This window comes from Candidatus Pelagibacter sp. HIMB123 (genome assembly GCF_052048195.1).
Classification (GTDB): Bacteria; Pseudomonadota; Alphaproteobacteria; order Pelagibacterales; family Pelagibacteraceae; genus Pelagibacter.
Window position 1 is genome coordinate 1 of the sequence record NZ_JBNAIL010000009.1, and the last position, 24389, is coordinate 24389.

The window sequence follows — 24389 nt, forward strand, 5'->3', positions numbered from 1 at the left end:
ATTATTATCCATTAATAAAACTTTAATATATTATTTGAATCTAATCTATCTGAATTTGTATAAATTACTTTTCCATCAACTACATTTTCTTTTTTAAAAACCTCAATAATAGTATTCTTTGAGTTAAATTTTGCTTTTTGACCTGTTAAAGGATCAACAACCATCATAACTGTTCCTTTAGCAGCCTTAAATGGTCTTGCATCATATTTGTTAACGGAATCACTTATAAAACTTTTGAATATTGGCAAAGCAGTTTTAGATCCTGTTTCATATTTTCCTAATGGAGTTGGGTTATCTGAGCCAACATAAACTCCAACTAATAAATTTGAAGTAAAACCTATAAACCAGGTATCTGTATTTTTGTTTGTTGTTCCAGTTTTACCTGCAATATTTAAATTTAAGTCTTTTAGTTTTTTAGCTGTACCTCTTTGAACAACTCCTTCTAAAATTGATGTCATTTGAAAAGCTGTTTCTGGAGAAAAAATTTGCGTATAGTTGTTTTTAATCTCTGGATAGTCGTTGGTTAAATAAGAGATTTGATCACAATTAATACATTTTCTTTTATCATTATTAAAAATAGTATTGCCCTCACTGTCCTGAATTCTATCTATCAGTATTGGTTCAACAAGTTTTCCTCCATTAACAAAAACTGAATAAGCAGACGTAAGTTTTAATAAAGTTGTTTCAGTAGATCCCAAAGATATAGACAAAAGTTCTTCTGGATTATTATAAATTTTTAATGCTTTTGAAAAATCAACTATTTTCTCTACACCAAGATTTTGGGCTATTCTTACTGTCATCAAATTTCTAGATTTCTCCAAACCAACCCTTAAAGTCGAAGGCCCATAAAATTTTTTTCCATAATTTTCTGGTTTCCACATTTTTAAATCATCTCCCTGGTCTAAAACCAGTGGTGCATCTAAAACTAGTGATGTTGGTGTAAAATTATTCTCTAAAGCCAATGCATAAACAAATGGTTTAAAAGCTGATCCGGGTTGTCTTTTAGCTTGAGTTGCTCTATTAAATTCACTTTGTTTAAAACTAAAACCACCACTTAGTGCTAAAACTCTTCCAGTGAATGGATCCATCACAACAATTCCACCATTTACCTTTGGTAATTGTTGTAAGTTAAAAATATTTTCTTTAAAATTTTTAACATAAATAATATCACCAGGTTTTAATAACTTATTAAATTCTTTCTTTGTCCATGAAATACTCTGATATTCAATAACACCTTCAATATTATCTTCTGTTTCTATTTCTGCTGAAAATTTATTTATCTTTTTGACTATTGCTAATTTCCAATTAATTGAATTTTCTAATTTATACTTTTCTAAATTTTTTTTCCATTCTGAATTATAAATCTTATTAGTAAGCGGTCCTCTCCATCCCTTTCTTTTATCATATGCTATTAATCCATCTCTGAGTGATTTTGTTGCAATTGTTTGTAAATTTAAATCTATTGGAGTATTGATATTAAAACCTTGTTTATAAACTTTATCATAGCTCAAAGTATCAATTACACTCTTTCTCACATCTTCAATAAAATATTGAGCATCTTCTAAATAAATTTTTTTATTTTTTTTTAAAATTATTTCCTCTTTTGTAAGTTTTTCATACCACTCTGAGGTTAAATAATTATTATCTAACAAATTTTTTAAAACTAAATTTCTTCTAAATGTTGCTATATCTGGATCTCTATAAGGATTATATCTGCTAGGTGCTTTTGGCAAAGCTGCTAATAAAGCGGCTTCTGAGTAATTTAAATCTTTAATAGATTTATCAAAATATTCTAAGCTAGCTGCAGCTACTCCATATGCTCCACTTCCAAGATAAATTTGGTTTAGATAAAGTTCTAGAATTCTTTCTTTAGATAAAGCTCTCTCTATTCTAAAAGCTAAAATTGCCTCCTTAATTTTTCTATTTAAACTTACTTCATTTGTTAGTAAAAAGTTTTTTGCTACCTGTTGAGTAATTGTAGATGCTCCCTCTAACCTTTTAGATGATAAAATATTTGAAATATTATTTATTACAGCTCTAATAACACCTTTAGCATCAACGCCTGGATGTTTGAAAAAATTTTTATCTTCAGCAGATAAAAATGAGTTAATTACATTTTTTGGAATTGAATTAAATGGAACAAATATTCTTTTTTCCTGTGAAAAATCAGCCACCAAATCACCATTTCCAGAGTAAACTTTACTGGAAACAGGAGGTTTGTAACTTTTAAGAAATTTATAATCTGGTAAATCATTAGAATAAGTCCATAAAACACTTATTATTGAAATTGCTGATAATAGAATAAAAGAAGTAATTAAAATAAAGATATTTCTAAAAAATTTATTCATTTTAATTTCATTATATCTTGGAATTTGTTAAAGATATGGCAAGAAAATTAAACAAAATTTTAAAAATTAAATTACTAATGAAATTAACATTTACAAAATTATGGAAAAAAATTTATATATCGATGCTTCGCATCCTAACGAAACTAGAGTTGTTCTTAAATCAGGCGAAAATATTGAAGATTACGAGTACGAAGGTTTAAAAAATAACTTAATTAAAAATAATATTTATTTAGGCAAAGTAAGTAGAATTGAGCCCTCTTTGCAAGCAGCCTTTGTTGATTTTGGAAGAGAGAGGCATGGGTTTTTGTCTTTTAATGATATTCAATCAGATTATTATCAGATACCAAAAGCAGATTTAGAAAGAATTAAAGAGGAAGAAGAAAAAGCTAGAGAAGAACTTTCAAGAGAAGTTGAGGCTAAAGAAGAGGAAAATATTGCTGAAGGAAAACTAGAAATTGATGATCCTATAGAAAAGATATCAGAAGAACAATTAGAAGAAGATTCAAATAATAAAGAAAATATCGCTGAAAAAGAAAATTTAGATGATGGAAAAGAAAAAAAGAAAGAGCATAGATTTAAATTTAAAAGATATAAAATTCAGGAAGTAATTAAACCTAACCAGGTAATTCTTGTACAAGTTATTAAAGATGAGAGGGGTCAAAAAGGTGCAGCTTTAAGCACTTTCATTTCTATTGCTGGTAAGTATATAGTATTAATGCCAAACACTCCTAAAGGAGGAGGTATATCAAGAAAAATATTTAATCCTGCTGATAGAAAAAAAATAAGATCAATTTTAAATGAAATTGAAATACCTAAAGAGATGGGATTAATTGTCAGAACTGCCGGAAGCAATAAAACGAAAAATGAAATAAATAGTGATTTAGAAACTTTGATTAATTCTTGGAGTCAGATAAAAGAAAATGCAATAAACTCTATTGCTCCTTCTTTAATACATCAAGAAAGTGAAATAATTAAAAGAACATTAAGAGATATGTTTGACGAAAATACCCAAAATATAATTGTAGAAGGTAACGAGGGTTATAAAAAAGCTCAATCATTCATGAAAACAATGATGCCATCAAATGTCAAAAAAGTAAAAAAATATAGAGGAAAAATTCCACTATTTATTCAAGAAAATATCGAACAAAAGTTAAATCAAATTTTTGACTCTGAAATTAAACTAAAGTCAGGAGGATATTTAGTTATTAACCCGACAGAGGCTTTAGTTTCTATCGATATAAATTCTGGAAGTTCAATAAAAGGAAAAAATGTTGAAAGTACTGCTTTAGATACAAATATTGAAGCTGCAGAGGAAATTGCAAGACAAATAAAGATAAGAGATTTGTCTGGTTTAATCATTATAGATTTTATTGATATGCTAAGTTATGGAAATAGAAGGTTGGTAGAAAGAAAACTTAAAGAAAAATGCAGGTCAGATAGAGCTAGAATTCAAATTGGAAGAATAAGTAATTTTGGTCTTCTGGAGATGTCAAGACAAAGACTGAGGGAAAGCGCAATAAAATGGAAAGTTACATTAACAGACGAGTCTTTTGCTCAAAAGCTTTTAAAACTTGTTGAGTTAAAAGCTGTAATTAACAAAGCTAAATTTGTTGAATTAAAAGTTTGTGAAAAAATTTCAGATTTTCTTAAAGAAAATTTTGTTAATGACTTAACTTATTTTGAGAAAAAAAATAAAATGAAAATAGATATTATTAGCGATAATTCTTTAATTATACCTGAGTACATTATAGACATAAAAAATAAATCAAAAAAGACGATAGAGCTGATAGAATATTATGAAAAATTAAAAAATTTAGAAATACAAAATAAAGAATATAAATTTTCAGAAAAAAAAGAAAATAAAAAGATTAATAAAAAAAAATATAATAAAAAAAGGTATTATAAAAAGACTAAATAATTCCTTTTGATGGTGAGGATGGATTACCCATTAAAATTTTATCTATTCTTCCAGATTTATAAGATTGTCTTCCTGCTATAACTGCATTTTTAAAAGCTAAAGCCATTTCAAATGGTTTTTTTGCTTTTGCTATAGCGGTGTTGACAAGCACTCCATCACATCCTAATTCCATTGCAATTGTAGCGTCTGAAGCTTGACCTAAACCAGCATCAATAATTAATGGAAGTTTGGTTTGTTTTCTAATTATTTGAATATTGATTTTGTTTTGTATGCCTAGTCCTGATCCAATTGGTGCAGCAAGGGGCATAATAGCGTCAGCACCTGAATTCTCTAAACGCTTAGCCATTAAAGGATCATCATTACAATAAACCATAACCTTAAAACCTTCTTTAGCGAGAACTTCTGTAGATTTTAAAGTTTCAATCATGTCGGGAAATAAATTCTTTTTATCTCCTAAAACTTCCAATTTAACTAATTTCCAACCACCTATTTCTCTTGCTAATCTTAAAGTTCTCAGAGCTTCTTTTGAATTAAAACATCCTGCTGTATTGGGTAAATATGTAATTTTTTTTGGATCAATATAATCCATCAGTAAAGGCTTATTCTTATCTGAAATATTGACCCTTCTTACAGCAACTGTTACGATTTCAGCTCCAGACAGCTTAATTGCTTTTGCACACTCAGACATGCTTTTATATTTTCCAGTTCCAACAATTAATCTGGAATTAAATTTTCTTTTTGCGATAATTAAACTATCTTTTTTCAAACTAACCACCTCCAATGAAATGAACTATTTCAATTTTATCATTATTATTTAATGTTATCTTATCAATTTTTTTTTTATCTATTATTTCTTCATTCAGTTCAATTGCTACTTTTTTTAATGGTATTTTTAGATTTTTTAACAATATAAATAGGCTAGAATCTTGAGTTATAGATTTGAATTTACCATTTATTTTAATTTTTATTTTTTTTATTTTTTTCATCGTATATAAGTGCTGGATGAATAATAAAATAATTGTTATTAATGGTCCTAATATTAATCTATTAGGAGAAAGAGAACAATCACAATATGGATCAACTACGTTTGACGAACTTAAAGAGGCTTGTTCTAAAAAAGCAAAAGAAATTGGTCTTCATGTTGAATTTACCCAATCTAATGTTGAAGGGGAGCTTGTTAACATAATTCAAGATGCTAGGAAAAAGTTTGATGGAATGATAATAAATGCTGCTGCATTTACTCATACTTCTGTGGCTATAAGGGATGCTCTAGATTTATTTAAAAAACCAATAATCGAACTACATTTATCAAATATTTTTAAAAGAGAGGAATTTAGACATAAATCACTTATAAGTGGTGTCGTAACTGGAGGAATATTTGGATTAGGTGCTGAAGGATATATTTTGGCCATAATTTCATTACAAAAGACTTTGCATAATGAAAATAGATAAAAAAATAATTAAAGAATTAAGTGATTATTTAAAAGAATTTAATCTTACTGAAATAGAGATAACTGAAAAGGATACAAAAATTAAAGTATCAAAAAATAATGTTTCAATAAGTAATCAACCTCAAGTTATTTCATCCTCATCACCTACATCAAGTTCAGCACCTACTCAAACTCAAAATATTAAATCAGGAACTGAAATTACTTCACCTATAATTGGAACTGCCTATCATGCTCCAGAACCAGGTGCTAAAAAATTTGTTGAGATTGGAAAAAAAATTAAAAAAGGCGATACAATAATGATTGTTGAGGCAATGAAAACCATGAATCATGTTCCTTCAACAGCAGATGGTGTAGTAAAAGAAATTTGTGTTGAGGATGGTCAACCTGTAGAATTTGGTCAAACTATTATAATCCTAGAATAAATAATGTTTAAAAAAATTTTAATTGCAAACCGTGGGGAAATTGCAGTTAGAATTATTAGAGCATGTAAGGAATGGGGAATACCTACGGTCGCTGTTCATTCTGATGTAGATAGAGAAAGCATGCATGTGAGAATGGCAGATGAAAGTGTTTGTATAGGTTCTCATCAACCAGCAAATAGTTATTTAAATATTCCAGCATTAATGTCAGCTATAGAACTTACAAATGCTGATGCTGTTCATCCTGGATATGGTTTTCTCTCTGAAAATGCAAATTTTGCAAGAATTTTAGAAGAGAACAAAATTAATTTTATTGGTGCCTCATCAAAACATATTGAAATGATGGGTGATAAAATCCAAGCAAAAAGAATAGCTAAAGAAAATGGATTGCCCGTTATTGAAGGATCTGAAGGAGGTGTAAAGGATATTTCTGAAGCAAAAGAACTTTGTAAAAAAATTGGTTTTCCTGTTTTAATTAAAGCCTCAGGTGGAGGTGGAGGCAAAGGTATGAAAATAGTCTATAAAGAAGAAGAATTTGAATCTTTGTTTTCAACAGCAAAATCTGAAGCACAAAAATACTTTGGTAATGATGAAGTCTATATTGAAAAATTTTTTCAAAATCCTAGACACATTGAAGTCCAAATATTAGCTGGAAAGAATAGAGCAGTTCACCTTCATGAAAGAGATTGTTCAGTTCAAAGAAGACATCAAAAATTAATAGAGGAAACACCAAGTCCAGTTTTAAATGATGAAATAAGAAAAGATTTATTTGAAAGAACAGTAAAAATGGTAGCTAAAATAGGTTATATGGGAGCTGGAACTGTTGAGTTTATATATGAGGATGGGAAATTTTATTTCCTTGAAATGAATACAAGAGTCCAAGTTGAACATCCAGTCACAGAAATGGTTACAGGGATCGATATAATCAAAGAACAAATTTGGATTGCCTTTTCAGGAGAAACAGCTTTGAAACAAAGTGATATAAATCCTAGAGGACATGCAATTGAATGTAGAATAAATGCTGAGGATGCTAGTAAAAATTTTCAGCCTTCGCCTGGAATTATTACTATGTGTCATCAACCATCTGGTTTTAGAACAAGAGTAGATGGCGCAATATTTCAAGGATATAAGGTAACACCTTATTACGACAGTATGGTTTGTAAATTAATTTGTCATGGAAGAAACAGAACAGAGGCAATTCAAAGAATGAATAGATCTTTAGATGAATTTGTTATTGAGGGAATAACTACAACAATTCCTCTACATAAAAAATTACTAAACCACAAAAAATTTATCAATTCAGATTTTAATGTTAGTTGGCTAGATAAAGATTCAATTGTTTAATAACATCTCACAAGCCAAACATCGTAAACAGGATGATCAAAAGGTTCGATCGAAGGACTGGATGAAAACATCCAGCCATTAAAAACAAAAACTTCATCATTATTTTTATTTGTTAAATCTCTAACCTGAATATAAGCAATTATTTCTGGATTATCATCAAATTCTGAATTTTTACATTTAAGACTTTTAATTGATAAATCTTTAAACTTTATTAATTGTCCATTTTTAAGTTTAAGTAAGGTATTTTTAGAACTTATTTTATCCAAAATTTTTATATCAGTAAAAGTTCCCTCTAAATTACTTTTTGCATTTAAGTTTAAAACTAAACAAAAATAAAATAAAAAAACTAAATAGATTAATTTAAAATTATTCTTTCCAACTTGAGTATTTCTTTTTAATACCATCTTGATTTTTATTTGGATAATATGCTGCGTCAGTCCCAGTTAAATTTTCTTGATGTGGTTTTTGCCATTCATATTTTTCTAAGGTATGTTTTTTCTCAATTTTATTTGGTGTAAAATGTATCCAAGAATACCATTCAACAGGAATTTTTGATGCGTCAATTGTGTTTGAGTATATAACCCATCTTTTTCCGTTTTTGCTCTCATAGTATCTATTACCTAGTTCATCAGTGCCAACTAGTTTTCCAAAAAAAATAGTTTTTAGTCTTGTTCCAAATGTATCTTGATTCCACCATGTGAAAATTTTTCTTAAGAGTGTCAACATAATTTTTTTTTATTTATTCAATTAAAAATTGTAAAATTTAAATTAGACTAAAATATGAATATGTATATAAATTAATTGATTCAATATTCAAATTAAAATTTAAATTGAGGTTAAATGGCAAAGTATTTAGTTGAGACTTATTATACCTGTACCTTTAAAGTAAATCATTATTTAGATGATATTAATGAGGCAGAGTTAAAAAATTTAGAAAAAAGAGATGATGGTAAATTTGAGGTTTTAGACGTCAAACTTGATAACAGAAAAACAAAAAGTCTAGACCCTAAAAACAACAAAGTTCTTGAAAATAAAAAAGTTGAAGTAGTTACCGAAACAGACAAAAAAATTCCAATAAATACAGAAAGTGTAATAACAAGTATAAATACAGCTAACGAGAAGACAGGTAAAAGATTTAGCATGCCTGACAGAAGAAAAGGATATATTCAAAAGGCCACTATTGGTGATCACAAAGTCTACCTTCATACTGGAGAATATGAAGATGGTAAAATTGGAGAAATATTTATTGACACCAGTAAAGAAGGCGAACTTGTTAAAGCTTTAATGAATAATTTTGCAATTGCTGTATCTCTAGGCCTTCAATATGGTGTTCCGTTAGATGAGTTTATAAGTGCATATGTAGGCACAAAATTTGAACCATCTGGCAAAGTCCATGGTAATGATAGAATTTTAAGCGCTACATCAATATTGGACTATATTTTCAGAGAGTTAGCTATTTCATATCAAAATAGAGAAGATCTAGCCCACACTCCAGCCATAGGAGGAAATGATGCTGTCAATTCAGAAGATCAAAACTCAGAGGATCAAAACCAATTATTAAAAATTGTAAAAGACATTACCAGTAAAGGTTTCGTAAGAAATAATTATAAAAAAAATCTTGTTGATCTTTCTGATGTAAAAATAAGTTTAAAAGGTAAGAAATAAGTTATTTTTTATTTTTTAAAGTTAAATTTAATTCTTTTAGTTGATCTGGATTTACCTCAGATGGTGCATTCATCATTAAATCTTGTGCGTTCTGGTTCATTGGAAACATTGTAACTTCCCTAATATTTTTTTCATTTGCTAGCAACATTACTATCCTGTCAATTCCTGGTGCTATGCCTCCATGTGGTGGTGCGCCATAACTAAGTGCATTAATCATACCACTAAATTTTTCATCTACTTGATTTTTATTATATCCTGCAATAGAGAAAAGTTTATACATAAGTTCTGGTTTGTGATTTCTGATTGCTCCTGAAGATAATTCTATGCCATTACAAACTATGTCGTATTGATAAGCAAGTATATCTAAAGGGTTTTCAAAATCTTTTTCACTTAAATCACCTTGGGGCATTGAAAATGGATTGTGACTAAATTCAATTTTGTTTGTTGATTCATCTTTTTCAAACATTGGATAATCTACAATCCAGCAAAACGCGAAAACATTTTCATCAATTAAATCTAGATCTTTTGCAATTTTATCTCTTGCTAGTGCAGTAATTTTTTCTAATTCACCTTGTTTTCCACAAGCCATAAAAATACTATCCCCTATTTCACAGTTTGTTATTTTCATGATTTCAGCTAATGAATCTTGAGAAAAGAATTTTCCTATAGGGCCTTTTGCTGAAATATCTTTATCTTTTTCAAAAGTAAAATAAGCTAAACCAGAAGCACCTTCTTCTTTTGCCCATTTATCAATATTATCAAAAAAACTTCTTGGCTTATCTTTCGTATTTTTTGTAACAATACATCTTACTCTAGATCCAGATTTAACTAATTTTTTAAATATTTCAAATGAAACATCTTCTCTTGTAAAAATTTCAGTTATATCATTTACAATAAGTGGATTTCTTAAATCTGGTTTATCTGTACCATATTTAAGCATTGCTTCCTTGTATGAAATCTTTGGAAATTTATTAAACATCAGTTTTTTGGTTGAAAAATTTTTAAATGTATTAACCATTAACTTTTCAACAACATTAAATACATCCTCTTGTTCAACAAATGACATTTCTAAATCTAATTGATAAAACTCCCCAGGACTTCTGTCCGCTCTTGCATCTTCATCTCTGAAACAAGGTGCAATTTGAAAGTATCTATCAAAGCCCGAAACCATTATTAGCTGTTTAAATTGCTGAGGTGCTTGAGGAAGTGCATAAAATTTTCCTGGATTTAAACGACTGGGTACTAAAAAATCTCTAGCACCCTCTGGGCTAGATGAGGTTAAAATTGGTGTTTGAAATTCTAAAAAACCTAATTTAGTCATTTCATTTCGGATATATGAAATAACTTTAGATCTTAAAATAATATTTTCATGAATTTTTTTTCTTCTTAAATCTAAGAATCTATATTTTAATCTTATTTCTTCGGCATATTCTTGATCACTAAAAATTGGCATGGGCAGCTCTTTACAAGTTCCCAAAATTTCATATTTCTCAATAACAACCTCTATTTCACCTGTATCAATTTCAGAATTAATTGTTTCTTTTGATCTGTTAACAACTTTTCCCTCGACTTTAATTACAGTTTCTAATTGCATTTTTTCTAATTCAGAAAAATATTTATTATCTTTATCAATTATACATTGGGTAATTCCATAATTATCTCTCAAATCAATGAATAATAAATTCCCATGGTCTCTTTTTTTATTTATCCAGCCTGAAAGAGAAATTTTTTTATCTACATCCTCTTTTCTTAATTCATTACACTTGTGTGTTCTGTATTTATTCAATTAAACCTCTAATGCTTCTTTAATAATTTTAAAATCGATTGGTTTCTTTCTTTTTAAACTAATTTCGTCGATTTTATATATGAAATCAGAAATTTTGCCATAAGTTCTATCAATTCTCTTAATTATAAATTCAATAAGTTTTTGGTCTATTGATATTTGGCGATCAGAAAGATTTTTTAATATTAGTGCATAAATTAAATCGTCACCAGGTTTTTCAATTTGAGATAAAATAAAATTAGTAGATCTTGAATTAAGATCATTTAATTTAAATTTAAAGTCAACTATTGGTATTTTTGAGGTTACAATTAAATACTTATTATCCTGATCAATTATATTTATAAGTGTAAATAATAAGTTTTCATTTATTTTTTCATTTAAATCCTCAATAATAATATTTTCATATATTTTTATTTGTTGAAGAAAATCATTATTAATATCTTCTGCATTAATTTTAATTCCTCTGTGCTTTTCTAAAAATATATTTATTAAATGACTTTTTCCTGAAAACTTTTCACCTATTAAGTTTATAAAATTTTTATCCCATTTTGGCCAACTATTTAAAAGGCTAAAAGAGTGTTCGTTGCTGTTTGAAACATAAAAATCCTGATCTTTAAAATTTTGATCATAATCAAATTTAAGTATTTGCTGATTAAGATTTGTCATTTAAAACCCAAATTTTATTTTTAATTTCAAAATCGTAATTTTGATCACTCATAACTTCTAAAAACTTATCAGGTGTTCCATTAAAAATAACTTTATAAAAATTATTTCGATTATCGAACTTATAAATTGAAAAATTATATATCAGATCCATATCAGATAAAATTTTTTCAAATTTATTAATTTTTATATTATTAGAATTATCAATAGAAATATTTAAAGATAACTTTACTGAAGTATTGATTTGATTTTGTAGTTTCCAAAAATCTTCATAGATTAATTTTAAATTATCAATAAATTCAAATAACTCTTTTTCATCATCAAAATTAACTTCAGTATAATTTAAATTTTTTAAATTGTTATTTTGATTAAAAAAAATTTTGTTAAATACCCTTAGTTTATTATTATCCTTAAACACAATCATAATAATGTGGTCATTTATATTGTATTTATTTATAATTTCTTTGAAGTCATAAGTTTCCAAAATATTAATATTTTGTTTTATCAATCTAAAGTCATCTAAATCTTCAGTAGGTAAAATATAATTTAAAAGACTGTATTTTTTATTAGTTAAATTCCAAATGGAAAATATCTTATTCTCAGAGAACATTAAAACTAGATTTTTATTTTGATCAACAAGTACGGGGATGAATAGAAAATCTTTTTTCACAGGTAAAGATGGGAAAATATTTTTCGTTTCTAATAAATCAAATATATTTTTTTTATTAAATGAAACATTTAATGTAAGATAATAAATTTCATCAATAAACTTTTCTTCCTTAATTGAGAAAGTTTCTATCATTCCTTTTATTTGATTAATTGATGTATTTTTTAATTTTGCTTGATCTTTGCTTTGGATAATTGACAAAATAAGTTCATTAAATGCTTTTGCAAATCCTTCATTAATAATTTCATTTTTATTAAAATTCATTTCAAAAGGTGTTGATATTTCAATATCATTTATAGAAAATGTCTTTGCATGACTTTTTCCTGTGGAAAAGAAAATATTTATTAAAGCAAGAAATAAAAAAAAATTATATAAAAGCTTTAAAATACTAAGTTGAGAAATAAATTTCATAAAACATATTAATGAATAAAAAAAAATTTACCTATAAAAAAAGTGGAGTTAATATTAAAGCTGCAGATAAGTTTGTTGATTTCATTTCTACAGATTCAGCAAAAAAAAGAGGCAAAAAAAAGTTCTCTAATATAGGAGGGTTTGGTTCAATCACAAATATACCAGGTAATATCAAACAACCTAGAATCGTTGCTTGTACTGATGGTGTTGGAACTAAAGTTGAAATCGCTAATACATTAAATAAATTTGATACTATTGGTATTGATCTGGTTGCTATGAGTGTAAATGATTTAATTGTTCAAGGAGCTAAACCCCTATTATTTTTAGATTATATTTCAATAAATAAAATTAATCTTAAAAAACTTAAAGCAATTATAAAAGGAATCAGCAAAGGCTGCAATCAATCAGAATGTGAACTTGTTGGTGGAGAAACTGCTGAAATGCCAGGTACTTATGAAAAAGGTAAATTTGATATCGCAGGTTTTGCTGTAGGAGTTGTAGGAAAGGATAGAATTTTAAATAAAAATAAAATAAAAAAAAATAATCTTATAGTTGCAATTCCTTCCAGCGGTTTACATTCTAATGGTTATTCTCTTGTAAGATATTTATTAAAACAAAAAAAAATAAATATTAAAAAAAATAAATTTTTAAAGTCTGAGCTTCTAAAACCAACTAAAATATATGTTAAAGAAATAATGAATTTGATAAACAACAACTTAATCAATGGCTGTGCAAATATAACTGGGGGAGGTTTGTCTGATAATATTAAAAGAATTATACCAGATAAGCTCTCAGCACATATAAGTTTAGATAAAATTAAAACTTCTAAAATATTTAATTGGCTTAAAACTAATGGAATTTCCGATAAAGAAATGCTTAAAACATTTAATTGTGGAGTTGGTTTTTGTCTTATTGTTGAAGGTAAAAATTTAAAAAAAATAAGTAAATTTTTTTCAAAAAAATACAAACCATATGTTATTGGAAAAATTTTAAATGGTAAAAACAAAGTTAAGTTAAATGGTTCTATCAACTGGCAACAATAAAACTAGAACAGCTGTATTTATTTCAGGAACAGGTAGTAATTTAAAATCTTTAGTTAAATTTTCTAAAACTAAAATATCTCCTATATCGATTAACTTTATTGTTTCAAATAATCCTAAATCAAAGGGTTTAAATTATGCCAAAAAATTTAAAATTAAAAAAAAAGTTTTAAATTTTAAAAACAAAAAATTAAGTGAAAATAAGCTACTTTCTATCTTAAAAAAAAATAATATTGAAATGATTTGTCTAGCTGGATTTATGAAAATTTTGTCAAAAAATTTTATAAAAAAATTTAAAGGAAAAATTTTAAATATACACCCATCTTTACTGCCTAAATATAAAGGATTAAATACTCACCAAAGAGTATTAAATAATAAGGAAAAATACTCAGGATGCACTGTTCATTTTGTAAATTCTAGATTAGATTCTGGAATAATTATTTTGCAAAAGAAAGTAAAAATTTCAAAAAAAGATACTGAGTCTTCTCTTGCTAAAAAAATTTTAGTTCAAGAGCACAAACTGTACCCAAAGGCTATATTAAAAGTTTTTAATCTTTAAAGAAAAAATCTATTTCAATTTTAGCGTTTTCAACACTATCTGATCCATGCACAGAGTTTTTATCTATTGAAATCCCATATTTTTTTCGGATAGTGCCTTCTTCTGCATCTTTTGGATTTGTGGCGCCCATTAATTCTCTGTTTCCCAAAACTGCGTTCTCTTTTTCAAGAACCATAACTACGATTGGGCCTGATGATAGATAATCACATAAATCATTATAAAATGGCTTAGTTTCATGAACTTTATAAAACTTTTCTGCTTCTGACTTTTCAATTTGAATTTTTTTTTCTTTTAATATTGAAAACCCTTTTTTTTTAAACATTTCTTTAATTTCACTCTCAAGATTTCTTTCAACAGCATCAGGTTTAATAATTGATAAAGTTTGTTCTAAATTACTCATAATGATCCTCTATTAGTTTGTTTAATAATCTCACTCCATAACCTGTTGCACCACCTGAATTTAACGCTCCACCATATTTTGAAAAAGCCATTCCAGCTATATCTAAATGTGCCCAAGGTGTTTTATTTAAAATAAATCTCTGCAAAAATTGAGCTGCTGTTGTAGATCCAGCTCCTCCAACGTAGTTTATATTTTGCATATCTGCATTTTTAGAATCAATTAATTTATCAAAATTTTTATTTAGAGGCATTCTCCAAACTTTTTCTTCAACTTTTTCACCAACATCAATTAATTGTTTAGACAATTTATCATCATTAGAAAATAAACCTGCATATTCAGAACCCAAAGAAACAATTATAGCTCCTGTTAAAGTTGCTAAATCCACAATAAATTTAGGCTTAAATTTTTCTTCTGTATAAGTCAGAGCATCAGCTAAAACTAATCTTCCCTCTGCATCAGTATTTAGAATTTCAACTGTTTTTCCACTGTAAGACTTAACAATATCTCCTGGTCTTTGAGCATTTCCTCCTGGCATATTTTCTACAAGACCAACTACACCAACAGCATTTATTTTTGCTTTTCTGAGTGCTAAACTTTTCATTAATCCAACGACTACTGCAGAACCAGCCATATCGTAAGTCATATCCTCCATAAACTTAGCTGGTTTAAGTGAAATACCACCAGTATCAAAACAAACTCCTTTTCCAACAAAAGCCAAAGGTTTAGATTTATCTTTTAAACCATTCCACTCCATAGTAACTAAATAAGAACCTCTGATACTTCCTTGGCCAACACCTAGTAAAGTATTCATTCCAAGTTTTTTTAATTTTTTTTCATCATGTACAGTTACCTTTAAACCATATTTTCTAAGCGATTTTAATCTTTTCGCATACTCGTCTGGATGCAGAATATTACCAGGCTCAGAAACTAAATCTCTAGTATAAAAAGTTCCATTTTCTATTGCTCTAAATTTAATTTGATCTTTAGTAGATAGTTGATTTTTGCCAGATATAATTACTGAAATATTTTTATTATTTTTTTTTGATTTGTATTTATCAAATAGGTAAGATTTTAATTTTATACCATGAGCAAAATAACCAATGATGTTTTTTTGTTTAGTTAATAAAGTATCTGAATTTAAGTTAAATTCATTTATTTTATTGCTCTTAAATTGATCATAAAAACTTGCACCTAAATTTTCTAGATCGGAATTGGTAATATTTTTTTTTAATGAGACTAATATTATTTTCTTTTTTGAGCTAATATCAAAAGATATTATTTTCTTCTTTTCGTCTCTTTTTTTAATTAAGTCAGCAATAAACGCATAATCTGAGACTGAAATATGTTTCTTTAAGCTAGAAACATTGAACTTTTCATCAACAAATAAAACTAGATTTTGAGCATTATTTTTTGTTTTTTTATTTTTATAAGATATTTGAACTGTCATAAATTTTAAATACAATCTATACGAGATGAATGCTATATATGAATAAAAATACTATATTTCAATGAAAAAAATTATATTTAGAAAATTTTTATACGATTGCCTGATTTTTTTTATAATTGCCCTAATTAGTTCAAGTATTATTGTTTGGGTTTTTCAAGCTGTAAACTATTTAGATTTGGTTATTGATGATGGGCGTAATTATTCTGTCTATTGGTATTACACTTTGTTAAATTTTCCTAAAATATTAAGTAAAATTTATCCTTTTGCATTTTTTTTTAGTTTTTCCTATGTCATTGCAAAATATGAATTAAACAATGAGCTTATAATTTTTTGGAATTTTGGAGTAAATAAAATGAATTTCATAAATTTCTTTTTTATAATTTCAATTATCTTATTGTTTATTCAAATTAGCTTAACAGCGTTTGTGGTACCGAGCTCACAAAACTTAGCAAAATCTCTGGTTAGAGTATCTGAGTATAACTTTGTAGATAATTTTATTAAAATTAAAAAATTTAATGCTTCTGTTCATGAATTAACTATTTACACTGAGGATAAAGATAGCGAAGGCAATTATAATAATATTTATATAAAAAAAAAAAATAATAATGATGACTTTCAAATTATTTATGCAAAAAAAGGAATTTTTAAGAAAAATCGAAAGGATCCTGTTCTCGAACTATTTGATGGAGAAAATACAAGTCTATCAAATGGAAAATTAACAAATTTTAGTTTTTCAAAATCTGAATTTAACTTAAATCCATATTCAACTAACACTATATTGGTAAAAAAAACTCAAGAACATAAAACAAATGAATTAATTAGATGCGCAATTGGTTTGGTTAATAAAGATATTAAAAATATAAAAATTATAAAAGAAAAAGTAAGAAATTGTGAATTTAAAAATCTAGATAACATTTTAGCTGAGCTTCATAAAAGATTGGGAATTCCATTATACTTACCTGCTTTAATGTTAACTGCGCTGCTTTTAATAATTAATTCAAAAGAAAAAATAAATTTTTCAAAGTTTAGACTCATTACATTTTTAATTGGTTTTTTTATAATTATATTTTCTGAGTCAACTCTTAGATTTATTGACGACTCAATTAAATTTAATATTTTTATAGTTTCAATACCGGTAATTTCTATAATTATGTTTTACTTTTATTTTTTAATCAAACTAAAAACACAGCTTGTAAAATGAAAACTTATATAAATTTTATTTTAAATATTTTTTTAAGATCATTTACATTTGTATTTTTAATTATATTTAGTTTAGTTTTTATAATTAATTTACTGACTGAGTTAGAGTTTTTTAAAGATTTAGATGTTAGTATTTTTTTTACGGTCTATTTATCTCTAATTAACTCACCTTCTATGATTTTTGAAATATTTCCTTTTATTTTTTTAATATCTACTCAACTTTTTTTTATAAATCTTTTTCGAGATAACGAGATACAAATATTTAAATATTCAGGTTTAAAAAACTCAAAAATTTTATTTATTATTAGTTCAACTACTTTTTTACTTGGAATACTCATTATTACAATTTTTTATAATGTTTCCTCTAATCTAAAAAACTTTTATCTTGAATTGAAATCAAATTATACAAAAGATGGTAAATACTTAGCTGTAATTAATCAGAACGGTCTATGGATAAGAGATAAAATTGAAAACAAAATTTTGATAGTAAATGCATCAAAAGTAGATAAAAATTTCTTAATTAATAGCTTTATAACCGAATTCAACTCAAATTATGAAGTAGTCAGAAATATAAAAAGTGAAAGAGTCGATATAAAAGACAATACATGGATTGTGAATGATGCAGAAATTTTTGAAAAAAACGTAAGAACTATAAAAAATAAAATTTTAATAAATTCAAATTTTAATTACGATAGAATTAATAGTTTATTTTCAAATCTTTCATCACTGTCGTTGCTTGAGCTAATAAGTTTAAAGAAAAATTATCAGTCATTAAATTACTCTACCGTCGATATTAATATACAAATTCAAAGAATTATTTCATATCCAATTTATTTAATATTAATGACAATATTTTCAGCAATTATAATGCTAAATAGCAAAAACTATAAAAGCAACACTTTAAAAATATCTTTAGGTTTATTTTTCTGTGTAATAATTTACTATTTTAATAATCTATTCAATGTATTGGGATCAACCGAAAAAATTAATTATTTTTTGTCTATTTGGATACCATTATTATCATTGACAATTTTAACTTCACTAATGACATATAAAGTAAATGAAAAATAAACTACTTAAAATATTATCATACATAATTATAAGTTTATTTTTTTCATTAAATTTAAATTCTGAGGAATTATTTAATTTTAATGTTTCAGAAATCAAAATTACACAAGATGGAAATTTATTCCAAGGTTTTGGTGGGGGTGAAGCTTTTACAAACGACGGAATTTCAATCTCAGCTGAAAATTTTGAATATAACAAAATAGATAATTTCTTAATAGCAAAAAAAAATGTTAAATTTATTGATCAAACAAAAAAGATAATAATTAATGCTAATGAAATTTCATATAACAAAAAACAAGAAAAAATAATTGCTAATGGTAATGTTCAAATAATTGATAATATTAATGAGACAATAATTTTAGCAAGTGAAATCATTTATTTTAAAAACAAACAAGAAATAATTGCAAAAAATAATGTTAAATTAAATGATAAATTAAATAATTTATCTATAATTGCAGATAATATTTATTTTTCTAAAAATGATGAAAAAATTGTAGCAGAAAAAAAAGTTATATTAGAAGATTTTGATAAAGATATTAAAATAAATTCAAACAAAATTACATTTAACAAACTTAATAATTTAATTTTTACTGAGGGTAAAACTTCAGCTAATGTAAAATCAAAATTCTATTTCGATTCATCTGATATAAAATTTTTCGAAAAGGAAATGAAGTTGTTTTCACAAAATAAAACTATTATTCGAGCAGAGGACTCCTCATTATATGAACTTTCTAGTTTTGAATATCAAATTGAAAAAGAATTTTTAAAAGGAAAAGACTTATTTATAATTGAAAAATCTAATCTTCAAGATGGAGAAAGTGATAAATATTATTTTGCTGACGGATTTTTTGATCTTAAAAATAAAACTTTTAATACAGGTGCAGCAAAAATATTTCTTAAAAAAAATATATTTGATAGATCTGAAAATGACCCAAGATTGTATGGCGTTTCATCTAATCATTTAAATGGGATTACAACAGTAAATAAAGCAGTTTTTACTAGTTGTAAGAAAACTGGAAATTGCCCTCCTTGGTCCTTAGAGGCATCAAAAATTAAACATGATAAAAATAAAAAACAATTAATTTATGAGAATTCGCTGCTAAAACTTTATGATGTTCCTATATTTTATTTTCCTAAATTCTTTCATCCAGACCCAACTGTAGAAAGACAGTCAGGTTTTTTGATACCAAGAATAAATAATTCTAATGTACTAGGATCTTCAATAAGCGCACCATACTTTCATGTAATTTCTGAAAATAAAGACTGGACAATAAATCCTACTATTTATTCAAAAGATATTAGATTAATTCAAAATGAATACAGACAAGAAAATAAAAGTTCGTCATTTATTGCTGATTTTGGATTTGCAAATGGATTTAAATCATCTGAGGCAAATGAAAGAAAAAATATAAATCATTTTTTTGCACTATTTAAAAAAAAAATTGAAAATAGTGATTTTATAAAAAGTGATTTTAGAATTTTTGTTGAAAGAGTCAGTAAGGATACTTATTTAAAAATATTTAAAGACAATTTAACTGATAACAATTTAAAACCTTCTAATTTTGATGTTCTTAATTCAGGTATCGACTTTAACTTAGAAAATGAAAAATTTTCTCTTTCAGGTGGTGCTGATATTTATGAAGACCTTAAAAAAACCCAAAGTGATCGTTATCAATTCGTTTTTCCTCACTATAACTACTCTCAAAAAACAATTAAATTCAATAGTGGAAATCTAAATTTTGATTCTAGTGGAAATAGTACTTTAAATAACACTAACAATCATAAAACAAGAATTATTAATGATGTTGCTTTTAAAATGAATGATAAAATTCTAAATAATATTGGTTTAAGAAATAATTTAAATTTTTATTTCAAAAATTTAAATAGCGTTGGAAAAAATGTTTCTACCTACAAGAGTAGTCCTCAAATTGAGGCTCAATCCATGATAGAGTTAAATTCAGAATTGCCACTTAGTAAAATTACTGAGTTTAATAATCAAACTCTTGTGCCAAGATTTTCACTAAGAATAAACCCTAGTGATATGAAAAACCATAGTTTAGATAAAAGAAAGGTAAATACAGATAATATTTTTGATATAAATAGACTTGGAATAGATGATAGTTTAGAAAGTGGCTATTCTTTTACAGCAGGATTTGATTTTAAATCAGAAAATAAAAACGATAGTGAGAAATTTTTTCAATTTAAACTGGCATCGGTATTTAGAGATCGTGTGGAGGATAACATACCAACACAAACATCATTAAATAAAAAAAATTCAAATATTTTTGGTTCATTTGATTACAGTTTGTCTAAATATATTAATATGGAATACGACTTTGCTGTTGATAATAAAATTGAAAAATTTAAGTATAATTCCATTGGACTTGATTTATCTTTAAATAATTTTATTACAGAATTTAATTTTATTGAAGAAGACAGTGAATTGGGTAATACAAATATCTTTGAAAATACTACAACCTATAATATTAACTCAAATAATGTATTAACATTTAAGACAAGAAGAAATAGAGAAATCAATCTCACAGAATACTATAACCTTGTATATGAATATAAAAACGATTGTTTGACTGCTGGAGTTAAATTTAACAAAACTTACTATGAGGATAGAGACTTAAAACCCTCTGAAAATATAATGTTCACTATAAGTTTTTATCCTTTAACATCAATCGAGCAGACTCTAGACATTGAACAATGATAAAAGACATAAATCTAATTTATAAAATAAAAATTTTTACACTAATTTTTATAATTGCTTTTAATTCTTATTCTTATTCAATTGAAAATAAAATAATTTTAAAAATAGATAATAATATAATTACTAATATTGATGTTGATAATGAGGTAATTTACTTAAAAACTCTTAATCCTAATTTAAGGGATTTAAAAGCAAAAAAGATTTTTGAAATAGCAAAAAACTCCTTAATTAGAGAAAACATAAAAAAAATAGAAATTAAAAGAAATCAATTAAATGCGGTAAATCAAGAATACATAGAAAACATAATTGAAAATATTTATAAAAATATTGGGTTAAGTTCAAAACAAGAATTTATAAATTATCTTAAAACTTCAAATATTGAATTACAAAATATTGAAAATAAACTTGTAGTAGAAGCACAATGGAATGAATTAATATTTAAAAAATTTCGATATAAAATAAAAATTGATAAATTAAAGATAAGTGAGGAAATAAAATCAACCAAGTCTATAAATTCATATTTTCTTTATGAAATATTATTTGATGCAAAAAATAGTATAGATGCAAAAGAAAAATTTAATCAAATTATAAAAAGTATAGATGAAAATGGGGTTGAAAATACTGCTTCTATTTTTAGTTTATCAGATAGTTCAAAAACTGGTGGGAAACTTGGATGGATCAAAGAAAGCTCTTTAAGTAAAAAAATTTCAAATGAGTTAAAAAACATTCAGGCCAAACAAACTACAAGGCCAATTTTGATACCGGGTGGGTTTTTAATTCTTTATGTAAAAGATATTAAAAAAATAGAAGAAGAGATTGATTTTGACAAAGAATTCTCCCAAAGAATTAGATCATTACAAAACTTACAGCTTAATCAATACTCTAATATTTATTTTAACAAAATTAAAAAAAATCTAACTATTTATGAACAGTAAACCAATTGTTATCGTAAATGGCGAGCCTAATAGTATTTTTTTAGAAATATTTTTTAAAGCATTAAAATATAAAAAATTTAAGTCTCAAATAATATTAATATCATCATCAAAATTACTTAATTATCACATGAAAAAATTTAATTATAAAAAAAAAATAAATTTAATAAATTACCAGCAAATAGATAAAAGACTTTTTAAAAATTCAATTAATCTAATTGATGTTAATTACAAAGTTAAACCAAGTATTAAAAAAATTTCATCTAAATCCAAAACATTTATTCAGGACTCTTTTGATATTGGTCTTAAAACTCTTAAAATATTTAACTCAAATAAATTTATAAATGGCCCTATTTCAAAAAAGAATTTTTTAGATAATAAACTGCCCGGTATTACAGAATATTTAGCTAAGAAAACTAAAGTACATAAATTCGCAATGCTCATCTTTAATGAAAAATTATCTGTTTGCCCTTTAACCACGCACATACCTCTTAAGAATATTTCAAGATATGTTAATAAAAAAAGTATTTGTGAAAAAGTTTTTTTAATTAATAGTTTTTATAAAAATCATTTAGGTAAAATACCTAAAATTGGAGTTTTGGGATTAAATCCACATTGCGAAAGTATTAATAAATTTAACGAGGATGAAAAAATTATAAAACCTTCAATAAAATATTTAAAAAAATTAAAATATAGAGTTTCAGGGCCTTATGCGGCTGATACTGCCTTCATGAAAAAAAATAGGAAAAAATTTGACGTAATCCTTGGCATGTATCATGATCAAGTCTTAACTCCAATTAAGACATTATATGAGTATGATGCTATAAATATTACTTTGGGACTGCCATTTATTAGAATTTCACCAGATCATGGTCCTAATGAAAAAATGATAGGAAAAAATATCTCTAACCCTTTAAGCTTAATTAAAGCTATTTCTTTTTTGGATAAAAATTGATTAAAGCTAAAAAAAGTTTAGGTCAAAATTTTTTAATTGATAAAAATATTTTAGAAAAAATTACAGATATAACGGATATAAAAGATAAAATTATTCTTGAAATTGGACCAGGTACTGGAAATTTAACATCATATATTCTTAAAAAAAATCCAAAAAAAATTTTTGTAATTGAAAAAGATGATAACCTTGCATTAAACCTTAAAAATAAATTTAATGATAAGCTAATTATTATTAATGATGATGTTTTAAAAATAGATGAAAATATACTTTTTAAAGACAAAGTAATAGTTTTTGGTAATTTGCCTTATAACATTTCAACTGAAATACTAAGCAAATGGATAATAAATTTAAAGGAAAGTTTTTGGTTTGAATCATTAGTATTGATGTTTCAAAAAGAAGTTGCTGACAGAATAATTGCTAAATTTAATACATCAAATTATGGGAGATTATCAATTATTTGTAATTGGAAACTTAATATAAAGAAAGTATGTGATATAAAGCCTGGAGCATTTTATCCTAAACCAAAAGTAGATAGTTCTTTATTATTTTTTCACCCAAAAAAAAATTTTATTAAATTAAATAATCCTAAAAATTTAGAAAAGGTTACTAGAATTTTTTTTAACCAAAGAAGAAAAATGTTAAAAAAACCTTACAATCAATTGTTTAATGGAGATCAGAAAGTTTGTAATAAGTTAAAAATTAACCTAAGTTTGAGACCTCAAAATTTAAATTTAGATACTTATTGTAAATTAGCTTATGAATATGAAAATTTAAGAAGTTAGTTTTTCAACATGCTTTCTAATGTATTCTAAATCGTAATCTTTTGAACCATTGTTTATCACTGCATCAATTAAATTTATAATTTTTGAATAACACTCTTCCAAATCATTGTTAATTACAACGTAATCATAATTTATCCAGTGTAAGACATCTCTTTCAAATTGCTTCATTCTTTCTTCAGCTATTATTTTTTCATTTTTATGACGTTTAGTCAGTCTTTCAAATAAAACTTCTTTACTTGGGGGTAATATAAAAAAAGTAATTAATTTATAATCTAATTTTTTATTCTTAATTTGATCAGCACCCTGCCAATCAATATCAAAAAGGATGTTTTTGCCTTTGTTTAATTTATCTATAACTGGTGTTCTTGTTGTACCATAAAGATTATCAAAAACTTTTGCATATTCGAGAAACTCCTCGTTGCTAATTAATCTTTTAAACTCTGTTTCATTAACAAAAAAATAATCTAAATTTTTATTTTCGTTAGGACGAGGTTGTCTTGTTGTGTGAGATATAGAAATTTCAAAATTATCTTTTTCAGATAATTTTTTAACTAGAGTAGTTTTACCTGCTCCAGATGGAGAAGATAAAATGATCATTACCCCATCTTTTTCTGAGGGCAT

General features: G+C 25.6%; 24 protein-coding genes. 13 read left to right on the forward strand and 11 right to left on the reverse strand.

Translation table 11 applies throughout. The features are described from left to right. Positions 1-11: 11 nt before the first annotated feature. A complete protein-coding gene (locus ACTTBL_RS02690) occupies positions 12-2348 on the reverse strand; it encodes a penicillin-binding protein 1A (RefSeq protein WP_440643496.1) in 2337 nt (778 codons plus the stop codon). A 100-nt stretch (positions 2349-2448) separates the two neighbouring features. On the opposite strand from ACTTBL_RS02690, the gene ACTTBL_RS02695 reads away from it, so the two are divergent. Next, entirely contained in the window at positions 2449-4266 is a 1818-nt protein-coding gene (locus tag ACTTBL_RS02695) for an Rne/Rng family ribonuclease (protein WP_440643497.1), read from the forward strand. Here ACTTBL_RS02695 and ACTTBL_RS02700 read toward each other — a convergent pair. Then, positions 4259-5032 (reverse strand): thiazole synthase, encoded by a 774-nt coding sequence (locus ACTTBL_RS02700; RefSeq protein ID WP_440643498.1) that lies wholly within the window; start codon positions 5030-5032, stop codon positions 4259-4261. The genes ACTTBL_RS02695 and ACTTBL_RS02700 overlap by 8 nt on opposite strands. A gap of 1 nt (position 5033) precedes the next feature. Further along, the gene (gene thiS, locus ACTTBL_RS02705; protein WP_440643499.1) at positions 5034-5252 is read right to left on the reverse strand and encodes a sulfur carrier protein ThiS; all 219 of its coding nucleotides are present in this window, start codon (positions 5250-5252) and stop codon (positions 5034-5036) included. A 16-nt stretch (positions 5253-5268) separates the two neighbouring features. Between thiS and aroQ the strand changes: the two genes are divergently transcribed. The 3 genes from aroQ to accC are packed head-to-tail and all read left to right on the forward strand — an operon-like array spanning position 5269 to position 7480. Beyond that, the gene (gene aroQ, locus ACTTBL_RS02710) at positions 5269-5718 is read left to right on the forward strand and encodes a type II 3-dehydroquinate dehydratase (protein ID WP_440643500.1); all 450 of its coding nucleotides are present in this window, start codon (positions 5269-5271) and stop codon (positions 5716-5718) included. Further along, positions 5705-6139 (forward strand): acetyl-CoA carboxylase biotin carboxyl carrier protein, encoded by a 435-nt coding sequence (locus ACTTBL_RS02715; protein WP_440643501.1) that lies wholly within the window; start codon positions 5705-5707, stop codon positions 6137-6139. The genes aroQ and ACTTBL_RS02715 overlap by 14 nt, the downstream gene beginning before the upstream one ends. A 3-nt stretch (positions 6140-6142) precedes the next feature. After that, positions 6143-7480, forward strand: a complete 1338-nt coding sequence (gene accC / locus ACTTBL_RS02720; RefSeq protein WP_440643502.1) for an acetyl-CoA carboxylase biotin carboxylase subunit — start codon at positions 6143-6145, stop codon at positions 7478-7480. Here accC and ACTTBL_RS02725 read toward each other — a convergent pair. Both ACTTBL_RS02725 and ACTTBL_RS02730 read right to left on the reverse strand, forming a co-directional pair. Continuing rightward, entirely contained in the window at positions 7477-7884 is a 408-nt protein-coding gene (locus ACTTBL_RS02725; protein ID WP_440643503.1) for a DUF2155 domain-containing protein, read from the reverse strand. The two genes, accC and ACTTBL_RS02725, sit on opposite strands and share 4 nt — an antisense overlap. Beyond that, the gene (locus ACTTBL_RS02730; protein ID WP_440643504.1) at positions 7847-8206 is read right to left on the reverse strand and encodes an NADH-ubiquinone oxidoreductase subunit NDUFA12 family protein; all 360 of its coding nucleotides are present in this window, start codon (positions 8204-8206) and stop codon (positions 7847-7849) included. Before ACTTBL_RS02730 ends, ACTTBL_RS02725 begins: the two co-directional genes overlap by 38 nt. Positions 8207-8320: 114 nt before the next feature. On the opposite strand from ACTTBL_RS02730, the gene ACTTBL_RS02735 reads away from it, so the two are divergent. Then, positions 8321-9145: a TSCPD domain-containing protein gene (locus ACTTBL_RS02735; protein WP_440643505.1), complete on the forward strand. Its 825-nt coding sequence runs from the start codon at positions 8321-8323 to the stop codon at positions 9143-9145. 1 nt (position 9146) lies between these two features. Here ACTTBL_RS02735 and aspS read toward each other — a convergent pair whose 3' ends face one another. From aspS to ACTTBL_RS02750, 3 genes are read right to left on the reverse strand one after another with little or no spacing between them, the layout of a single operon-like run. Continuing rightward, positions 9147-10931 (reverse strand): aspartate--tRNA ligase, encoded by a 1785-nt coding sequence (aspS, locus tag ACTTBL_RS02740; protein WP_440643506.1) that lies wholly within the window; start codon positions 10929-10931, stop codon positions 9147-9149. Next, the gene (locus ACTTBL_RS02745) at positions 10932-11594 is read right to left on the reverse strand and encodes a DNA replication protein (protein ID WP_440643507.1); all 663 of its coding nucleotides are present in this window, start codon (positions 11592-11594) and stop codon (positions 10932-10934) included. After that, on the reverse strand, positions 11581-12669 hold the full coding sequence (locus ACTTBL_RS02750) for a hypothetical protein (protein WP_440643508.1): 1089 nt from the start codon (positions 12667-12669) through the stop codon (positions 11581-11583). Before ACTTBL_RS02750 ends, ACTTBL_RS02745 begins: the two co-directional genes overlap by 14 nt. Positions 12670-12680: 11 nt before the next feature. Between ACTTBL_RS02750 and purM the strand changes: the two genes are divergently transcribed. Continuing rightward, positions 12681-13712 (forward strand): phosphoribosylformylglycinamidine cyclo-ligase, encoded by a 1032-nt coding sequence (purM, locus tag ACTTBL_RS02755; protein WP_440643509.1) that lies wholly within the window; start codon positions 12681-12683, stop codon positions 13710-13712. Further along, positions 13687-14268 carry a phosphoribosylglycinamide formyltransferase gene (purN, locus tag ACTTBL_RS02760; RefSeq protein WP_440643510.1) on the forward strand — a complete coding sequence of 194 codons (582 nt, stop codon included), beginning with the start codon at positions 13687-13689 and terminating at the stop codon, positions 14266-14268. The genes purM and purN overlap by 26 nt, the downstream gene beginning before the upstream one ends. Here purN and ndk read toward each other — a convergent pair. Continuing rightward, positions 14258-14668 carry a nucleoside-diphosphate kinase gene (gene ndk / locus ACTTBL_RS02765; RefSeq protein WP_440643511.1) on the reverse strand — a complete coding sequence of 137 codons (411 nt, stop codon included), beginning with the start codon at positions 14666-14668 and terminating at the stop codon, positions 14258-14260. The two genes, purN and ndk, sit on opposite strands and share 11 nt — an antisense overlap. After that, complete coding sequence (locus ACTTBL_RS02770) at positions 14661-16115, reverse strand: leucyl aminopeptidase (protein WP_440643512.1); 1455 nt, start codon at positions 16113-16115, stop codon at positions 14661-14663. Before ACTTBL_RS02770 ends, ndk begins: the two co-directional genes overlap by 8 nt. Before the next feature lie 61 nt (positions 16116-16176). Between ACTTBL_RS02770 and ACTTBL_RS02775 the strand changes: the two genes are divergently transcribed. The 6 genes from ACTTBL_RS02775 to rsmA are packed head-to-tail and all read left to right on the forward strand — an operon-like array spanning position 16177 to position 23768. Next, positions 16177-17316, forward strand: a complete 1140-nt coding sequence (locus ACTTBL_RS02775) for an LptF/LptG family permease (RefSeq protein ID WP_440643513.1) — start codon at positions 16177-16179, stop codon at positions 17314-17316. Beyond that, a complete protein-coding gene (locus ACTTBL_RS02780; protein ID WP_440643514.1) occupies positions 17313-18386 on the forward strand; it encodes an LptF/LptG family permease in 1074 nt (357 codons plus the stop codon). Before ACTTBL_RS02775 ends, ACTTBL_RS02780 begins: the two co-directional genes overlap by 4 nt. Continuing rightward, complete coding sequence (locus ACTTBL_RS02785) at positions 18376-21099, forward strand: LPS-assembly protein LptD (protein WP_440643515.1); 2724 nt, start codon at positions 18376-18378, stop codon at positions 21097-21099. Before ACTTBL_RS02780 ends, ACTTBL_RS02785 begins: the two co-directional genes overlap by 11 nt. Beyond that, a complete protein-coding gene (locus ACTTBL_RS02790; protein ID WP_440643516.1) occupies positions 21096-22034 on the forward strand; it encodes a peptidylprolyl isomerase in 939 nt (312 codons plus the stop codon). The genes ACTTBL_RS02785 and ACTTBL_RS02790 overlap by 4 nt, the downstream gene beginning before the upstream one ends. Then, positions 22024-22986 carry a 4-hydroxythreonine-4-phosphate dehydrogenase PdxA gene (locus ACTTBL_RS02795; RefSeq protein ID WP_440643517.1) on the forward strand — a complete coding sequence of 321 codons (963 nt, stop codon included), beginning with the start codon at positions 22024-22026 and terminating at the stop codon, positions 22984-22986. Before ACTTBL_RS02790 ends, ACTTBL_RS02795 begins: the two co-directional genes overlap by 11 nt. Next, on the forward strand, positions 22983-23768 hold the full coding sequence (gene rsmA, locus ACTTBL_RS02800) for a 16S rRNA (adenine(1518)-N(6)/adenine(1519)-N(6))-dimethyltransferase RsmA (RefSeq protein WP_440643518.1): 786 nt from the start codon (positions 22983-22985) through the stop codon (positions 23766-23768). The genes ACTTBL_RS02795 and rsmA overlap by 4 nt, the downstream gene beginning before the upstream one ends. Here rsmA and gmk read toward each other — a convergent pair. Beyond that, positions 23757-24389: a guanylate kinase gene (gene gmk, locus ACTTBL_RS02805; protein ID WP_440643519.1), complete on the reverse strand. Its 633-nt coding sequence runs from the start codon at positions 24387-24389 to the stop codon at positions 23757-23759. The genes rsmA and gmk overlap by 12 nt on opposite strands.

What these genes read in the sequence shown, in the direction of transcription:
- ACTTBL_RS02690 (WP_440643496.1), bottom strand. Translation starts at nt 2,348, where the DNA reads ATGAATAAATTTTTTAGAAATATCTTTATTTTAATTACTTCTTTTATT.
- ACTTBL_RS02695 (WP_440643497.1), top strand. Translation starts at nt 2,449, where the DNA reads ATGGAAAAAAATTTATATATCGATGCTTCGCATCCTAACGAAACTAGA.
- thiS (WP_440643499.1), bottom strand. Translation starts at nt 5,252, where the DNA reads ATGAAAAAAATAAAAAAAATAAAAATTAAAATAAATGGTAAATTCAAA.
- aroQ (WP_440643500.1), top strand. Translation starts at nt 5,269, where the DNA reads ATGAATAATAAAATAATTGTTATTAATGGTCCTAATATTAATCTATTA.
- ACTTBL_RS02715 (WP_440643501.1), top strand. Translation starts at nt 5,705, where the DNA reads ATGAAAATAGATAAAAAAATAATTAAAGAATTAAGTGATTATTTAAAA.
- accC (WP_440643502.1), top strand. Translation starts at nt 6,143, where the DNA reads ATGTTTAAAAAAATTTTAATTGCAAACCGTGGGGAAATTGCAGTTAGA.
- ACTTBL_RS02725 (WP_440643503.1), bottom strand. Translation starts at nt 7,884, where the DNA reads ATGGTATTAAAAAGAAATACTCAAGTTGGAAAGAATAATTTTAAATTA.
- ACTTBL_RS02730 (WP_440643504.1), bottom strand. Translation starts at nt 8,206, where the DNA reads ATGTTGACACTCTTAAGAAAAATTTTCACATGGTGGAATCAAGATACA.
- ACTTBL_RS02735 (WP_440643505.1), top strand. Translation starts at nt 8,321, where the DNA reads ATGGCAAAGTATTTAGTTGAGACTTATTATACCTGTACCTTTAAAGTA.
- ACTTBL_RS02745 (WP_440643507.1), bottom strand. Translation starts at nt 11,594, where the DNA reads ATGACAAATCTTAATCAGCAAATACTTAAATTTGATTATGATCAAAAT.
- ACTTBL_RS02750 (WP_440643508.1), bottom strand. Translation starts at nt 12,669, where the DNA reads ATGAAATTTATTTCTCAACTTAGTATTTTAAAGCTTTTATATAATTTT.
- purM (WP_440643509.1), top strand. Translation starts at nt 12,681, where the DNA reads ATGAATAAAAAAAAATTTACCTATAAAAAAAGTGGAGTTAATATTAAA.
- purN (WP_440643510.1), top strand. Translation starts at nt 13,687, where the DNA reads ATGGTTCTATCAACTGGCAACAATAAAACTAGAACAGCTGTATTTATT.
- ndk (WP_440643511.1), bottom strand. Translation starts at nt 14,668, where the DNA reads ATGAGTAATTTAGAACAAACTTTATCAATTATTAAACCTGATGCTGTT.
- ACTTBL_RS02770 (WP_440643512.1), bottom strand. Translation starts at nt 16,115, where the DNA reads ATGACAGTTCAAATATCTTATAAAAATAAAAAAACAAAAAATAATGCT.
- ACTTBL_RS02775 (WP_440643513.1), top strand. Translation starts at nt 16,177, where the DNA reads ATGAAAAAAATTATATTTAGAAAATTTTTATACGATTGCCTGATTTTT.
- ACTTBL_RS02780 (WP_440643514.1), top strand. Translation starts at nt 17,313, where the DNA reads ATGAAAACTTATATAAATTTTATTTTAAATATTTTTTTAAGATCATTT.
- ACTTBL_RS02785 (WP_440643515.1), top strand. Translation starts at nt 18,376, where the DNA reads ATGAAAAATAAACTACTTAAAATATTATCATACATAATTATAAGTTTA.
- ACTTBL_RS02790 (WP_440643516.1), top strand. Translation starts at nt 21,096, where the DNA reads ATGATAAAAGACATAAATCTAATTTATAAAATAAAAATTTTTACACTA.
- ACTTBL_RS02795 (WP_440643517.1), top strand. Translation starts at nt 22,024, where the DNA reads ATGAACAGTAAACCAATTGTTATCGTAAATGGCGAGCCTAATAGTATT.
- gmk (WP_440643519.1), bottom strand. Translation starts at nt 24,389, where the DNA reads ATGCCCTCAGAAAAAGATGGGGTAATGATCATTTTATCTTCTCCATCT.